The sequence below is a fragment of the Acidovorax sp. GW821-FHT09B03 genome (genome assembly GCF_059418305.1).
The window spans coordinates 134,991-149,713 of sequence record NZ_JBWKPP010000010.1; the positions used below are offsets into that span (position 1 = coordinate 134,991).

Sequence of the window (14,723 nt, forward strand, 5' to 3'; positions counted from 1 at the left end):
CTGGAGCCGCACCTGCCGGGCAGGTGCGGAAAAATGGTTAGCCAAAAAGCCGGGTGATATCGTTGAACAGGGCAATGGACATCATGAGGAGCAGCACCGCGACACCACCGCGCTGCAACCGCTCCAGCCATGCGTCCGAGACTTGCTTGCCCGTCACGCCCTCCCAAAGATAATACATCAGGTGCCCACCGTCCAAAACTGGCAGCGGCAGCAGGTTCAGCACCCCCAGGCTCACGCTGATCAGCGCCAGGAACACCAGGTACTGCGTGAGGCCCAGGCTCGCCGAACGGCCGGCGTAATCCGCAATCGTCAAGGGGCCACTGAGGTTCTTGAGGGAGGCCTCGCCGATCACCATGCGCCCCATCATCTTCAGGGTCAACAGCGAGACATCCCAGGTCTTGACCACGCCGGTCCAGAAACCCTCGATCACGCCGTATTCAACGGTTACAAATTCGGGCGCTGCGCCCACGTAGGCACCGATGCGGCCGACCGTGGCGCCGAGTTCGGGCTGGGCGTCGGGCAGCACCTCCAGTGTGAGCGAGTTGCCGGCGCGGTTGACCAGCCAGGGCTGCGACAGCGGCTCGGTGCCCCGCATCGACTGGCGGATCAGCTCACGCAGCTGCTGGCCGTCGACCACCTCGGTGGCGCCGATCTTGAGCACCACGTCGCCCTGCTGCAGGCCTGCGCGCTCCGCGGCGCCCTTGGCCATCACCTCGCCCAGCACCGGGCGCGTCCAGGGGCCGAGGATGCCGATCTTGCGGAACAGCTGGGCATCGGCCTCGCGGGCGTCGATCTTGGACATGTCCAGCACCATCTCGCGGTGCGCACCGGTCTGCGGCTGCACGTCCAGGCGCACGGACTCACCCTCCAGCGCGCCGCGGGTCAGCAGCCAGCGCAGGTCTTCGAACGAGCGCACGGGCTCGAGCTCGTCCGCCCCCAGGGCCGCACGCTGCACCAGTTCGCCGCCGCGCAGGCCGGCGCTATGGGCCACCGACCCCGCGACGGGGCTGGCCAGCACGGCCTTGGGCTCCTCGACGCCGTTCCAGTTGACGATGGAGTAGAGCAGCACCGCCAGCAGCAGGTTGGCCAGCGGGCCGGCGACCACGATGGCAGCGCGCGAGCGCAGCGGCTGGGTGTTGAAGGCCAGGTGGCGCTCCTCGGGTGCCACGGGCGCTTCGCGCTCGTCGAGCATGCGCACATAGCCGCCCAGCGGGAAGGCGCCGAGCACGAACTCGGTGGGCGAGCCCTTGGGCCGCCAGGTGAACAGCGGCTTGCCGAAGCCCACGGAAAAGCGCAGCACCTTGACGCCGCAGGCCACGGCCACACGGTAGTGGCCGTACTCATGCACGGCGATCAGGAGCCCCAGGGCAACGATGAAGGCAACAAGGGTCAGCAGCATGGGAGGCTCCGTGGGTCAACAGGGACAGCAGCCGGGGCCATCGGGTGGGAAGGATGGACCGGTCAGGCGGCCAGCAGGCCGGCGGCCTGCTCTGCCGCCCTGCGCGACTGGGCGTCCAGATCGAGCAGCGCTGCCAGGGAATCCGGCTTGGAGGGCGAAACCGCATCCAAAGTTGCAAGGTTGACCGCATGGATGTGGTCGAAACGCAATCTGCCCGACAAAAATTGCCCCACCGCCACCTCGTTGGCGGCGTTGAGCACGGCCGTCGTGCCTTCGGCCGCCTTGAGCGCCTGCCAGGACAGGTGCAGGCCCGGGAAGCGAATGGCGTCGGCGTCCTCGAAGGCCAGCGCGCTCAGGGCCGAGAAATCGAGCCGGCTGGCGCCGCTGGCGATGCGCTCGGGCCAGGCCAGGCCCACGGCAATCGGCACGCGCATGTCGGGCGTGCCCAGTTGCGCGAGGATGGAGGAGTCCTTGAACTGCACCATCGAATGGATGATCTGCTGCGGGTGGATCACCACCTTGATCTGGTCGGGCGCCAGGTCGAACAGCCAGCGCGCCTCGATCACCTCGAGCGCCTTGTTCATCATCGTGGCCGAATCGACCGAGATCTTGCGGCCCATCGAGAAATTGGGGTGCGCGCAGGCCTGCTCGGGCGTGATCTGCGACAGCGTGGCCGGATCGCGCTGGCGGAAGGGCCCGCCCGAGGCGGTCAGCAGGATGCTGTCCACCCGGTCCGGCCAGGTGGTGGGGTCTTCGGGCAGGCACTGGAAGATGGCCGAGTGCTCACTGTCGATGGGCAGCAGCGTGGCGCCACCCTCCTTCACCGTCTGCATGAACAGGCCGCCACCCACCACCAGCGCCTCCTTGTTGGCCAGCAGCAGGCGCTTGCCCGTGCGTGCCGCCGCCAGGCAGGGCGCCAGGCCCGCGGCACCGACGATGGCCGCCATCACCGCATCCACCTCGGGGTGGGAGGCGATGGCTTCCAGCGCGTCGGCCTCGTGCAGCACGCGCGTGGCCAGGCCGTTCTGGCGCAGTTTTTCCTCGAGCTGGCGCGCGTGGGGCGCGCTGGCCATCACGGCGAAGCGGGGCGAGAACTGCGCGCACTGCGCCAGTATCAGGTCCACCTGGGTGGCCGCGCTCAGCGCAAAGACCTCGTAGCGTTCAGGGTGGCGCGCCACCACATCCAGGGTGCTGGTCCCGATGGAGCCGGTGGAACCGAGGACGGTAAGCCGTTGTTTCATAGAGGGGTCGTCAGGCTCGTGAGCATCATCGCCAGGGGAAGGGTGGGCAGCAGGGCATCCACGCGGTCGAGCACACCGCCGTGGCCGGGCAGCAGGTTGCTGCTGTCCTTGACGCCGGCGCTGCGCTTGATGAGCGATTCCACCAGGTCACCACTGACGCTCATCGCCGTCATGAACAGCGCCGCCACCACCAGCAGCCACCAGCCCTGGCGGGCCATGCGGCTGTAGAAACTGAGCACCTCGGCCTGCCAGTGGGCATCGGCCGCCACCCAGGCGAACGAGAGCACCAGCACGCCGGCCAAACCGCCCCACACGCCCTCCCAGCTCTTGCCGGGGCTGATGGACGGGGCCAGCTTGCCCTTGGTGAAGCGCAGACCGAAAGCGCGGCCCGCAAAATAGGCAAAGATGTCGGCGACCCACACGAGGACCAGCACCGACAGCAGGAAATTGATGCCCACGTGGCGCGCCTGCACCACGGCGAGCCAGGCCAGCCACAGGGCCAGCACGCCGGCCACCAGGCGCACGGCGGCGGGAATCCGCGGCCAGCCGGGCACGCCGGCGCGCAGCAGCCAGGCTGTGCCCAGCACCCACAGGGCGCCGCCCACGACCCACAGCACGGTCAGCGGCTGCGCGAGCCAGCCCAGCGCCCACGAGCCCAGGCACAGTGCCACGCAGGTGGCGCCCACGGCCAGCGAACCGGCCTGGCCAAAGCCGCACAGGCGACCCCACTCCCAGGCACCGGCGGCCATGAGCACCAGCACCACCACGGTGAACGGCAGGGGCGAGCCGTAGAACAGTGCTGGCAGCAGGATGGCCAGCAGGACGAGGGCAGTGATGACGCGCTGTTTGAGCATGGGGCCTTTCAGCCCGGCATCGGATCGGGATGCGCGGACAGGAGCTGTTCAGAGGTTTTGCCGAAACGGCGTTCCCGCGCACTGTAAGCCGCAATGGCTTCGTCGAGTGCGGATTCGTCGAAATCCGGCCACAGCCGGTCGCTGAAGAACAGCTCGGAATAGGCCACCTGCCAGAGCAGGAAATTGCTGATGCGCATCTCCCCGCCGGTGCGGACCACGAGGTCCGGATCGGGTACATGGGCCATGCCCATGGCCGCATTCAGGCTGGCCTCGGTGATCGGCTCACCCTTGGCAGCCAGGGCCGCAGCCGCCTGGGCGATGTCCCAGCGCCCGCCGTAGTTGAAACAGACGTTGAGCACCAGGCGCGTGTTGTGCGCCGTGGCGGCCTCGGCCTGGGCCAGGCCGTCACGCACCTTGGCCGACAGGCCCGCGCGCTCGCCCACGAAGTACAGGCGCACGCCGTCCTTCAGGAGCTGGGGCACCTCGCGCGCCAGCGCCATGGCCAGTAGCTCCATGAGGCCGGAGACCTCTTCGGCCGGGCGGTTCCAGTTTTCGGAAGAGAAGGCAAAGACGGTGAGCACACCCACGCCGCGCTGCACGCAGGCGCGAGCGCAGCGGCGCAGTGAATCAACCCCTTGCTTGTGGCCGGCCAGGCGCGGCAGGAAGCGGCGCGTGGCCCAGCGGCCGTTGCCATCCATGACGATGGCGATGTGGTGTGGCACCACCTGCGGTACAGACATGTAGAACGATCGAGCCCGTGAACCGGGGCTCAAACCGCCATGATTTCCTGTTCCTTGGCCGCCACCAGCGCATCGACTTCGGCAATGTGCCGGTCGGTGAACTTCTGCACATCGGCTTCGGCGCGCTTCTGGTCGTCTTCGGACGCCAGCTTGTCCTTGACCAGCTTCTTGACGGCTTCATTGGCGTCGCGGCGCAGGTTGCGGATGGCGATCTTGGCGCTCTCGCCCTCGGTGCGGGCCAGCTTGGTCATTTCCTTGCGGCGCTCTTCGCTCATCGGCGGCATGGGCACGCGGATCAGGTCGCCCATGGAGGCCGGATTCAGGCCCAGGTCGCTTTCGCGGATAGCCTTTTCGATCTTGGCGCCCATGCCCTTTTCCCAGGGCTGGACGCTGATGGTGCGCGAGTCGATCAGCGCCACGTTGGCCACCTGCGACAGGGGCACGAAGGAGCCGTAGTACTCGACCTGCACGCTGTCGAGCAGCGACGGGTTGGCACGACCCGTGCGGATCTTCTGCAGGTTGTTCTTGAAGGCCGTGATGGACTGGTCCATCTTGGTCTCTGCGTTCTTCTTGATGTCGGCAATCGTCATGTTTTTCTCCTCGGGGCGGACCAGAGACGGGCCAGCGCGCAGCCGGCCCGTGCATCGTCATCAGGCGTAGACCAGCGTGCCTTCGTCCTCGCCCATCACCACGCGCTTGAGCGCACCGTGCTTGATGATCGAGAACACCCGCACCGGCAGCTTCTGGTCGCGGCACAGGGCGAAGGCGGTCGCATCCATGATGCCCAGGTTGCGGGACATGGCCTCGTCGAAGCTGAGCTTCGTGTAGCGCGTGGCCGTGGGATCCTTCTGGGGGTCGGCAGTATAAACGCCGTCCACCTTGGTGGCCTTGAGCACCAGCTCGGCACCGATTTCGGCACCGCGCAGGGCCGCAGCCGTGTCGGTGGTGAAGAAGGGGTTGCCGGTGCCGGCCGCGAAGACCACCACCTTGCCCTCTTCGAGGTACTGCAGCGCCTTGGGGCGCACGTAGGGCTCGACCACCTGCTCGATGGCGATGGCGGACATCACGCGGGCGATCAAACCCTGCTTGTCCATCGCATCGGCCAGGGCCAGCGCATTCATCACGGTGGCCAGCATGCCCATGTAGTCGGCAGTGGCCCGGTCCATGCCGACCGAGCCGCCCGCGACGCCACGGAAGATATTGCCCCCACCGATCACCACCGCCACCTGCACGCCCAGGCGGGTGACTTCGGCAATCTCCTCCACCATGCGCACGATGGTGGCGCGGTTGATACCGAAGGCGTCGTCCCCCATCAGCGCCTCACCAGACAGCTTGAGCAGGATGCGCTTGTGGGCTGGTGCAGCGTTGGACATGGGAAATTTCTCCGGTAGGTGGTGCAGGGCTTTGGTGGGGTTGTTGCGGGAGTCGGCGGCGATCAGGCCGCGGCCTTGGCGGCAGCCACCTGGGCGGCCACTTCGGCTGCGAAGTCGTCGACCTTCTTCTCGATGCCTTCGCCGACCACGTACAGGGTGAAGCCCTTGACGGTGGTGTTGGTGGCCTTGAGCATCTGCTCGACGGTCTGCTTGCCGTCCGCAGCCTTCACGAAGACCTGGTTGAACAGCGAGACTTCCTTGAGGTACTTCTGCACGCCGCCTTCGATACGCTTGGCGACGATTTCGTCGGACTGCACGGGCTTGCCTTCGGCTTCGGCCTTGGCCTTGTCTTCAGCCGCCTTGGCAGCAGCCACCGAGCGCTCTTTTTCGATCAGGTCGGCAGGCACGTCGGCGCTGGTCAGGGCCACGGGCTTCATGGCGGCCACGTGCATGGCAACGTCCTTGGCAGCCGTTTCGTCGCCTTCGAACTCGACGACCACGCCGATGCGCGTGCCGTGCAGGTAGGAGGCCAGCTTGTTGCTGCCGCTGAACTGCTTGAAGCGGCGGAACGACATGTTCTCGCCGATCTTGCCGATCAGACCCTTGCGCACGTCTTCCAGCGTGGGGCCGAAGCTGTCTTGCTCGTAGGCCAGCGCACCCAGGGCAGCCACGTCGGCGGGGTTGTGCTTGGCGACCAGCTCGGCAGCGGCGTTGGCCAGTGCGATGAAGCTGTCGTTCTTGCTCACGAAGTCGGTTTCGCTGTTCACTTCGACCAGGGCGCCGGTGGTGCCGCTGATGAAGCTGGCGACCACGCCTTCGGCGGTGATGCGCGAGGCGGCCTTGCCGGCCTTGGTGCCCAGCTTGACGCGCAGCAGCTCTTCGGCCTTGGCCATGTCGCCGTCGGCTTCCGTCAGGGCCTTCTTGCATTCCATCATCGGGGCGTCGGTCTTGCCGCGCAGTTCGGCAACCATGCTTGCGGTAATTGCAGCCATCTTTGTTCCTTCGGTGTTCAGTTCAGTGGGTTCAGATTCGGGCTAAAAAAAAGGGGGCCAACAGAGCCCCGTTTTTGTTCGCGACGGATCGCGCAGCCGGGCTATCAGGCGGCGGCTTCTTGCACTTCCACGAATTCGTCGCTGCTTTCGCCGGTGGCGGCCTTGACGACTTCGTTCACTGCGTTGGCACGGCCTTCGATGATCGCGTCAGCGATGCCGCGGGCGTACAGCGTCACGGCCTTGGCCGAGTCGTCGTTGCCGGGGATCACGTAGTCGATGCCTTCAGGCGAGTGGTTCGTGTCGACCACGCCGATCAGCGGGATACCGAGCTTCTTGGCTTCGGCCACGGCGATCTTGTGGAAGCCCACGTCGATGATGAAGATGGCGTCGGGCAGTGCAGCCATGTCCTGGATGCCGCCGATATCCTTCTCGAGCTTCTCGATCTCACGGGTGAACGTGAGCTGTTCCTTCTTGCTCAGGCTGTCCAGGCCGGTTTCCAGCTGGGCCTTCATGTCCTTCAAGCGCTTGATCGAGGTCTTCACGGTCTTGAAGTTCGTCAGCATGCCGCCCAGCCAGCGCTGGTCGACGAAAGGCACGCCAGCGCGTTGCGCTTCGGTGGACAGGATTTCGCGGGCCTGGCGCTTCGTGCCGACCATCAGGATCGTGCCGCGGTTGGCAGCCAGTTGCTTGGCGAACTTCTGGGCTTCCTGGAACAGTGGCAGCGACTTTTCCAGGTTGATGATGTGGATCTTGTTGCGATGGCCGAAGATGTAGGGGGCCATCTTGGGGTTCCAGAAGCGGGTTTGGTGACCGAAGTGGACACCGGCTTCCAGCATTTCGCGCATGGTAACGGACATAAAAATACTCCAAAGGTTAGGTCTAAAATCAGCCCCAATATTTGCAACGCCGTGTTTCCCACGACCGCTGCAACACCTTGACAGGGCTGGTTTGCGATTGGTTTTGCTACAAGCCGCCACGCGCAAAGCGCTACTGCTCCCAGCAAAACCCAAGGATTCTAGCACACCCATGCGTCCCGACCTTCTTGCCACCCGCTCGGCGCTGCGGGCAGGCACCAGCACCCCGGCCACCGAACTCGAACGCTGCATCGCCGCAGCACAGGCACCGGCCAACACCCACACCTTCCTGCAGACCCATTTCGACACCGCGCGCACCACCGTGGTGCAATCGGGCACCATCGACCAGCCCCTGGCCGGGCTGGCGGTCTCGGTCAAGGACCTGTTCGACATCGCGGGCCAGGCCACGACGGCCGGCTCCACCGCACTCGCCGGCAGCCCCGCGGCGCAACAGGACAGCCCGGCAGTTGCCCGGCTGCGGGCAGCCGGCGCCAGCCTCATCGGCCGCACGAACATGGTTGAGTTCGCCTTCTCCGGCGTGGGGGTGAACCCCCACTTCGGTACGCCCGCCGCCTGGGATGCGCGCTTTGGCGCCCTGCCCGGCGAAGCCCGCGTGCCTGGCGGCTCCTCTTCGGGGGCCGCGGTCTCCGTGGCCACGGGCGCGGCCTTCGTGGGCCTGGGCTCGGACACGGGCGGCTCCATCCGCATCCCGGCGGCCCTGAACGGCATCGTGGGTTTCAAGAACACGCAGCGCCTGGTGCCCACCACGGGCGCGGTACCCCTGTCCACCACGCTCGACACCGCCTGCGCCATGACACGCAGCGTGCGCGATGCCATCCTGGTGCACGAGCTGCTGTCGGCCACGCGCGTCACGCGCAGCCCTGCCCCGCTGGCCGGTTACCGGCTGGCCGTGCCCACCACCCTGTTCCTGGACGGCATGGACGCCACGGTGGCCCGCGCCTTCGAGCGCACCCTGGCCACGCTGCGCAGTGCCGGCGCGCGCATCGACACCATCGCCCTGCCCGAGGCGGCGCAGCAGCCCGCGTACGGCTTCTCGCCCCCCGAGGCCTACGCCTGGCACCGCGAACTGCTAGCCGCCAAGGGCGACCACTACGACCCGCGGGTGCGCGCCCGCATCGAAAAGGGCGCCACGCTTGCGGCATGGGAGTACATCGCCCTCGTCGGCATGCGCCGCGCCTGGCAGGAGCGCATGCACGCCGCCATCGACGGCTACGACGCCCTGCTCTCGCCCACCGTGCCGATCACGGCGCCCACCATCGCCAGCGTGGCACCGGGCAGCGAGCGCGACGAAGAGTTCTTCCGCGTCAACACCCTGCTGCTGCGCAACACCAGCCTGGTGAACCTGCTGGACGGCTGCGCACTGTCGCTGCCCTGCCACGTGCAGGGGGAACTCCCGGTCGGCCTGATGGTCTGGCAGGGAGCGATGCGCGACGACGGCGTTCTCAACGCCAGCCTGCAGATCGAAAAAGCACTACAAGAAAAATAGCGACCGGCGTTCGCCGGAAACCGGCCAACGCAACCCATACTCCCACCCATGAAGATTGCCATCGTGGGCGCCGGCATCATCGGCGTCACCACTGCTTACGAACTGGCCCGCGACGGCCATGAGGTCACCGTCCTCGAGCAGCGCAACGCCGCTGCCGAGGACGCCAGTTTCGCCGCCGCCGGCCTGCTGGCCCCCGTGCTGCCCACCCCCTGGTCCCTGCCGGGCATGGCGCCCGCCCCACGCCTGCTGGGGGCGCAGTCCACGGTGCGCCTGGGCCCGGGCTTCGGCCGCGCCGACGTCTCCTGGCTATGGCAATGGAAACGCCTGGCCAGGCGCGGCCCCGGCCCGGCCACCGCCCTCGAGCGGCTGGCGCAGTACAGCCTGGAACGCACGCTGCAGATCGCCTCCGAGCACGAACTCGACTTCGAGGCCAGCCCCGGCCGCCTGCTGCTGCTGCGCACCGAGCAGGACCGCACCGCCCTGCAGCCGGCCTTGCAGTGCCTGCGCGATGCCGGCGTGGCCGTGCAGGAGATCGATGCCGCCGCCGCCCAGAAGCTCGAGCCCGGCCTGTGCCCTGAAACGCCGATGGCCGGCGCCATCTCGCTGCCCGGCGCGGCCGCCGGCAACTGCCGCCTGTTTGCGCAGCTGCTGCGCCAGGGCACGCAGGCCGGTGGCGTGCAGTTTGCCTTTGGCACGCGTGTGGAGCGCCTGTCCACCAGCCCCACGGGCGTGGTGCTCGCCGGCGAGGCCACGCCGCAGCGCTTCGATGCCGTGGTGCTGTGTGCCGGCATGGCCTCGGCCACCCTGCTGCCCGCCTTCGGCCTGCGGCTGCCGATGACGGCCGTGCATGGTTACTCCATCAGCGCACCGCTGCGCGAGGACACGCACGCCCCGCAGGCCAGCGTGGTCGATGTGCAGCAGCAGATCAGCATCACCCGCCTGGGCCTGCGCGTGCGCGTGGCCGGCGGGGCGGAGCTGGGCAGCGCCGACGCCGAGCACCATGCACCCACGCTGGCACGCCTGTACCGCACGCTCAACGACTGGTTCCCGGGCGGTGCACAGCTGTCCACCGGCGTGCAGGCCTGGCGCGGCGCCCGCACCATGCTGCCCGACGGTGCCCCCGTGATCGGCGCCAGCGGCGTGCCGGGCCTGTGGCTCAACACCGGCCACGGCACGGGCGGCTTTGCCCTGGCCAGCGGCAGCGCGCGCGCGATTGCCGACCTGGTGGCCCAGCGCAGCCCCGCCGTGGACCTGGACGGGCTGGGAATGCGGCGATTCGGATAAGCCCCGCCGGGGCGGGAGCGCCGGCCTAGGCCCAGGCGCGGGCCCAGGCATCGGCCATGGCCGGCGTGTGGTAGCAGGCGGCCTCGAAGCTCTTGGTGCAGACCGCGCGCTCCAGCAGCTGGATGTCCGCCTCGTGCTGGCGCGCGACATGCACATCCTCGAAGAACAGCACCTTGTCGCAGCGCTGGTCGAGCACCAGCTCGGCAATCTGCGCATCGCCGCCCAGCGGACCGCTGCGCAGGGGCTGCACCCACGTCCGCTCGCGCGGCCAGCCGCGTGACCAGGCCATCTCGTTGAGCCGCCCGCCCGTGGTGCCGGTGGCAAAGCGCTCCTGCGTTTGCGAGAGCAGGTCGAAATGGCGGTGCGCAAAGTCCACCATGGCGGACTTCAGGGCGTCGTGCGCGATGAGGGCGACGGACTGCTTCCCGATCGAAGGCACCATGGCCGGCGAACGCTGGCGCAGCGAGGTGCCGGCCTGCAAGGCAGCCTCCACAGCCACCCATTCGACGGCCGCCGCCACGGTCAGCAGCAGGGGCTTGCCATGCGAGATGCACTGGCGCTTGAGGGCCTGCGCCTCGGGGTACAGGGACGAGGGGTCGAGCGGGTCCAGCAGGTAGATGGCACCGGCCAGCTCCTGCTCGGCATGCACGCCGCCCGCGATGCGCGAGACCATGCGCATCACGCCGCCTTCGCGCCCGTAAGGCAGGCGCATGAGGCGCGGGAAGTGCTCGGCCAGGGCCAGTTGCTCGATGGCGTCGGCCGATCCTCCCACGGCGGCAACGCCCAGCTGGAGCTCCTGCAGCACCGACCGCGACGCCGCGGCCCATCGGGCCAGGCCGCCATCGGCGGTCGAGCGGTGCAGGCGGTGTGCCGCCAGGCCAAAGGTTCTCAAGGGAAGGGTTGTCGTCACCAAAGGGCTCCCAATGCAGTTTGCAGACCGGCCAGTTCGCCACACCCAAGACGGGTGCAGGCGAATCCCGAGAGCCGCCAGAGCCTGGCCGTTTCCTCCAGCTCCTCCAGCGCGGCCATGGCCTCAGCAGGCGTACGATGCCACACATTGGGCCCGGCCGCCCCCGGCGCAGGCAGACCCGCCCACGGCCCTGACGGCGCACAATGCGCGCATGCACCGCATCACCCCCGGGCACCCCCATGCCCTGCACCACACCGCCGCCACGCGCCGCATCGAGCGCGAAGCCGCCGCCGGCCTGCCGCCCCATACGCTGATGCAGCGCGCCGGCCTGGCCGTGGCCCGGTTGGCGCAGGCCCTGGCACCCCATGCGCGCACGGTGTGGATCGCCTGCGGCGCGGGCAACAACGGCGGCGACGGCCTGGAGGCCGCCATGCACCTGCGCCTGGCCGGGCGCCGCGTGGTGGTGACCTGGCTGGGCACGTCCGAGACCGCGCCGCCCGACGCGCGCCAGTCGTGGGAACGGGCCCTGGCCGCCGGCGTGGGATGGGCCGATGCAGCCCCCACCGATCTCACCGGGACAGACCTGTGCATCGACGCCCTGCTGGGCATCGGCATCACCACCCCGGCAGCGAACGCAGCACCGCGCGCCCCCAACGAACGCCTGCTGGCCTGCCTGCGGCAACTGCAGGCCAGCCCGGCACCGGTGCTGTCGGTGGATCTGCCCTCAGGCCTCGGTGCGGACACCGGCCAGTTCGGCCCGGGCCTGGCGCCCGATGCCCTGCTGCACCACACGCCCTCGCCACGCCATACGCTGAGCCTGCTCACGCTCAAGCCCGGCCTGTTCACCGCAGCCGGGCGCGATGCGGCGGGCAGCGTGTGGCTCGACGACCTGGGCGTGGCGCCCGGCCACGAACCCCCCAATGCCTGGCTCACCGGCCCGCCCCTGCCCGCGCCGCGCGCGCATGCCAGCCACAAGGGCAGCCATGGCGACGTGGCCGTGGTGGGCGGCGAAGGCCTGGCCCTGCGCGGCATGGGCATGGCGGGTGCCGCCCTGCTGGCCGCATCGGCCGCCCTGCACCAGGGCGCGGGCCGCGTGCTGGTGGCCCTGCTGGATGCAGGCCACATGGAGGTGGACCTGCAGCAGCCCGAGCTGATGCTGCGCCGCTTTGGCGCGCTGGAACTGGACCAGCTCACCGTGGTCTGCGGCTGCGGTGGCGGCGAGGCCGTGGGCAGCGTGCTGCGCGAGGTCATCACGCGTGCGGCACGCCTGGTGCTCGATGCCGATGCGCTGAACCTCATCGCGCGCGATGCCGCGCTGCACGCCCTGGTGGTGGCGCGCGGCCAGCACGGCCAGCCCACCGTGCTCACCCCGCACCCGCTGGAGGCCGCACGCCTGCTGGGCCTGACCACCGCCGAGGTGCAGGCCGACCGGCTGGATGCCGCCCAGCAATTGGCCGCCCAGTTCAACTGCGTGGCCGTGCTCAAGGGCTCGGGCACGGTGGTGAGCGCGGCCGACCGCGTGCCCGCCATCAACCCCACGGGCAACGGCCGGCTGGCCACCGCCGGCACGGGCGACGTGCTGGCCGGCATGGTGGGCGCCCGCCTGGCCGCGGGTGCCGGCGCCTTGCGCGCCGCCAGCGAGGCGGTCTACGCCCATGGCCTGGCGGCGGACCTGTGGCCCGCCGGACAAGCCCTCACGGCCAGTGCCCTGGCCCGGCGCATCGGCCCCTGAAGAAGCAGGGGATGCCGGGGCTCAGGGCACCAGCCGCACTTCCTTCAGCGGCTTGAGCACGCTCGACGGCGTCATGCCGAAGGTTTGGCGGAACATGCGGCTGAAGTGGGCCGAGTCGCTGAAGGCACCGTGCAGGGCGGCATCGGTCAGGCGCGGGCTGGTCGCCAGCCCCGCCATCGCCAGGCGCACCTGCGACCACACCCGGTAACTGCGCAGGCTGACGCCCATCTCGGCCCGGAACAAATGGTTGAAGTGCGATGCCGACAACTGCACGCCCGATGCCAGGCCGTCGCGCCCGAGCCGCGCCTCGCCCGGGTGGCGCAGCCACTGCAGGCTGCGCTGCACGCGCACATCGAGCGGCCTGCCGGGGTCGCAGCGCAGCCGCAGCAGCGACGGCAGATCGAAGTGGTGCAGGTAGGCGTCCATGGCGCTGCGCGAGCGCACCGGGATGGCCACGTCCAGGATCACGCCACCGTGCACGGCAAAGGGCTGGCGCAGGCTGCGCGCCTCGCGCGAGTCGGGCTCCAGGTACATCAGCGCCACCTGCTCGCCGCAGGGGTCCAGCAGGTGCTGCACGCCGGCATCGACCAGGGCGCTGTGGCAGCGCTCCACCCGTCCGCCCTCCAAATGCAGGGTGAAGCGGCCCGACAGGCCAATCAACAGCACCGGCGCCGCATGGCCATGCCAGCCCGTGGGCGGCAAGCCGCCCACATACAGGGCCCGGTCGCCCCCCAGGGTCAGCGTGCTGTGCACTGGCGCAGCCCAAACATGCAAGTCTTCAAACCATGCTCCCGGTAGCCTTCATCGATCCCCACCCACCGGAGACCTGTTCTTGAAGCGCATTGTCCTTTTTACCGCGGCAGCACTGGTGCTGGCCACCACCGCGCTCTACTACGCTGCACCGGCCCTGTTCCAACAGCCCTTGCTGCAACTCAACCGCCAGCTGTCAGGCCTGGCCGCCCACACGACCCGCATCACCGGGCACGAAGTGCACTACCTCGACAGCGCTGCGCCGGCCGGTGGCCGGCTCCCCGTCATCCTGCTGCATGGCATTTTTGCCGAGAAAGACCACTGGGCGGATTTTGCACGCCCGCTCACCGCCACCCACCGCGTGGTCGTGCCGGACCTGCCCGGCTTTGGCGAGAGCACGCGCGACGAAGCCCTGCCCTACGACTACGCGGCCCACGTCGCGCGGCTGGTCGCACTCATGGATGCCTGGGGCATCGAAAAAGCCCACCTGGCCGGCAACTCCATGGGCGGCACCATCGCGGCACTGCTGGCGCGCGAGCACCCGGAGCGCGTGGCCAGCGTGGCCTTCATCGGTGCCCCGCACGGTTTGCGCTCGCCCCGGCCCAGCAGCATGGACCAGCTCATCGATGCCGGGCAGCGCCCGCTGGTGGCCCCCGATGCCGCCGCCTTCGAGGCCATGATGGGGCTGGTGTTCGAAAAGCGCCCCTTCCTGCCCTACCCCATCCTGCACGCCACCGAGCAGGCAGCGGCGCGCAACGCGGCATCCAACACGCGGCTGTGGGATGCCCAGCTCAAGGACCGCTACCTGCTGGGGCAGCGGCTGGCAGGGCTGCAGCAGCCTGCGCTGGCGCTGTGGGGCGAGCAGGACCGCGTGTTCGATATCTCGGGCACCCAGGCCCTGGCCGCGCTGCTGCCCCAGGCACGCATCGAGCCCCTGCCGGGCATCGGCCACCTGCCCATGATGGAAGCCCCGTCCGACACGGCGCAGCGCTACCTCGCGTTCCTGCAGCAGACCGCGCCGCAGGGCCCGGACCAGCGCGCCGCACGGCCCTGAAAACAACAGCCCGCGCAGGCGCGGGCTGTTCGG

At 69.1% G+C, this 14,723-nt stretch carries 14 protein-coding genes; 4 read left to right on the plus strand and 10 right to left on the minus strand.

Going from position 1 to position 14,723, the window contains the following annotated elements; translation table 11 throughout:
* Positions 1–37 precede the first annotated feature (37 nt).
* The 8 genes from rseP to rpsB all read right to left on the minus strand — a co-directional run bounded on the left by rseP (position 38) and on the right by rpsB (position 7,456).
* Positions 38–1,399 carry an RIP metalloprotease RseP gene (gene rseP, locus AC07PA_RS18905; protein WP_007852296.1) on the minus strand — a complete coding sequence of 454 codons (1,362 nt, stop codon included), beginning with the start codon at positions 1,397–1,399 and terminating at the stop codon, positions 38–40.
* A gap of 62 nt (positions 1,400–1,461) precedes the next feature.
* Complete coding sequence (gene ispC / locus AC07PA_RS18910; protein WP_494606230.1) at positions 1,462–2,640, minus strand: 1-deoxy-D-xylulose-5-phosphate reductoisomerase; 1,179 nt, start codon at positions 2,638–2,640, stop codon at positions 1,462–1,464.
* On the minus strand, positions 2,637–3,494 hold the full coding sequence (locus AC07PA_RS18915) for a phosphatidate cytidylyltransferase (RefSeq protein ID WP_145698043.1): 858 nt from the start codon (positions 3,492–3,494) through the stop codon (positions 2,637–2,639). The genes ispC and AC07PA_RS18915 overlap by 4 nt, the downstream gene beginning before the upstream one ends.
* 8 nt (positions 3,495–3,502) lie before the next feature.
* Complete coding sequence (gene uppS, locus AC07PA_RS18920) at positions 3,503–4,234, minus strand: polyprenyl diphosphate synthase (RefSeq protein ID WP_007852292.1); 732 nt, start codon at positions 4,232–4,234, stop codon at positions 3,503–3,505.
* A gap of 29 nt (positions 4,235–4,263) precedes the next feature.
* Positions 4,264–4,824, minus strand: coding sequence for a ribosome recycling factor (frr, locus tag AC07PA_RS18925; protein ID WP_145698044.1), 561 nt, complete (start codon positions 4,822–4,824; stop codon positions 4,264–4,266).
* A 60-nt stretch (positions 4,825–4,884) separates the two neighbouring features.
* Positions 4,885–5,607, minus strand: coding sequence for a UMP kinase (gene pyrH, locus AC07PA_RS18930; RefSeq protein ID WP_007852283.1), 723 nt, complete (start codon positions 5,605–5,607; stop codon positions 4,885–4,887).
* Between the two features lie 62 nt (positions 5,608–5,669).
* Positions 5,670–6,599 carry a translation elongation factor Ts gene (tsf, locus tag AC07PA_RS18935; protein ID WP_007852280.1) on the minus strand — a complete coding sequence of 310 codons (930 nt, stop codon included), beginning with the start codon at positions 6,597–6,599 and terminating at the stop codon, positions 5,670–5,672.
* Between the two features lie 104 nt (positions 6,600–6,703).
* Entirely contained in the window at positions 6,704–7,456 is a 753-nt protein-coding gene (rpsB, locus tag AC07PA_RS18940; protein ID WP_007852278.1) for a 30S ribosomal protein S2, read from the minus strand.
* A 169-nt stretch (positions 7,457–7,625) separates the two neighbouring features.
* Between rpsB and AC07PA_RS18945 the strand changes: the two genes are divergently transcribed.
* Positions 7,626–8,960: an amidase gene (locus tag AC07PA_RS18945; RefSeq protein ID WP_494606234.1), complete on the plus strand. Its 1,335-nt coding sequence runs from the start codon at positions 7,626–7,628 to the stop codon at positions 8,958–8,960.
* Between the two features lie 48 nt (positions 8,961–9,008).
* A complete protein-coding gene (locus AC07PA_RS18950) occupies positions 9,009–10,244 on the plus strand; it encodes an FAD-dependent oxidoreductase (RefSeq protein WP_494606236.1) in 1,236 nt (411 codons plus the stop codon).
* 25 nt (positions 10,245–10,269) lie between these two features.
* On the opposite strand, the gene AC07PA_RS18955 is transcribed toward AC07PA_RS18950, so the two are convergent.
* On the minus strand, positions 10,270–11,136 hold the full coding sequence (locus tag AC07PA_RS18955; protein ID WP_494606238.1) for a methylglyoxal synthase: 867 nt from the start codon (positions 11,134–11,136) through the stop codon (positions 10,270–10,272).
* A gap of 229 nt (positions 11,137–11,365) precedes the next feature.
* On the opposite strand from AC07PA_RS18955, the gene AC07PA_RS18960 reads away from it, so the two are divergent.
* Entirely contained in the window at positions 11,366–12,886 is a 1,521-nt protein-coding gene (locus AC07PA_RS18960) for an NAD(P)H-hydrate dehydratase (protein WP_494606240.1), read from the plus strand.
* A gap of 21 nt (positions 12,887–12,907) precedes the next feature.
* Here AC07PA_RS18960 and AC07PA_RS18965 read toward each other — a convergent pair whose 3' ends face one another.
* Positions 12,908–13,639 (minus strand): helix-turn-helix transcriptional regulator, encoded by a 732-nt coding sequence (locus AC07PA_RS18965; RefSeq protein WP_494606242.1) that lies wholly within the window; start codon positions 13,637–13,639, stop codon positions 12,908–12,910.
* Positions 13,640–13,718: 79 nt separating this feature from the next.
* On the opposite strand from AC07PA_RS18965, the gene AC07PA_RS18970 reads away from it, so the two are divergent.
* Positions 13,719–14,690, plus strand: coding sequence for an alpha/beta fold hydrolase (locus AC07PA_RS18970; RefSeq protein ID WP_494606244.1), 972 nt, complete (start codon positions 13,719–13,721; stop codon positions 14,688–14,690).
* The last annotated feature ends 33 nt before the right edge of the window (positions 14,691–14,723 follow it).

Coding starts and splice junctions, on each gene's coding strand:
- AC07PA_RS18945 (WP_494606234.1), top strand. CDS start 7,626: ATGCGTCCCGACCTTCTTGCCACCCGCTCGGCGCTGCGGGCAGGCACC.
- rpsB (WP_007852278.1), bottom strand. CDS start 7,456: ATGTCCGTTACCATGCGCGAAATGCTGGAAGCCGGTGTCCACTTCGGT.
- AC07PA_RS18915 (WP_145698043.1), bottom strand. CDS start 3,494: ATGCTCAAACAGCGCGTCATCACTGCCCTCGTCCTGCTGGCCATCCTG.
- tsf (WP_007852280.1), bottom strand. CDS start 6,599: ATGGCTGCAATTACCGCAAGCATGGTTGCCGAACTGCGCGGCAAGACC.
- ispC (WP_494606230.1), bottom strand. CDS start 2,640: ATGAAACAACGGCTTACCGTCCTCGGTTCCACCGGCTCCATCGGGACC.
- frr (WP_145698044.1), bottom strand. CDS start 4,824: ATGACGATTGCCGACATCAAGAAGAACGCAGAGACCAAGATGGACCAG.
- AC07PA_RS18950 (WP_494606236.1), top strand. CDS start 9,009: ATGAAGATTGCCATCGTGGGCGCCGGCATCATCGGCGTCACCACTGCT.
- uppS (WP_007852292.1), bottom strand. CDS start 4,234: ATGTCTGTACCGCAGGTGGTGCCACACCACATCGCCATCGTCATGGAT.
- rseP (WP_007852296.1), bottom strand. CDS start 1,399: ATGCTGCTGACCCTTGTTGCCTTCATCGTTGCCCTGGGGCTCCTGATC.
- AC07PA_RS18960 (WP_494606240.1), top strand. CDS start 11,366: ATGCACCGCATCACCCCCGGGCACCCCCATGCCCTGCACCACACCGCC.
- pyrH (WP_007852283.1), bottom strand. CDS start 5,607: ATGTCCAACGCTGCACCAGCCCACAAGCGCATCCTGCTCAAGCTGTCT.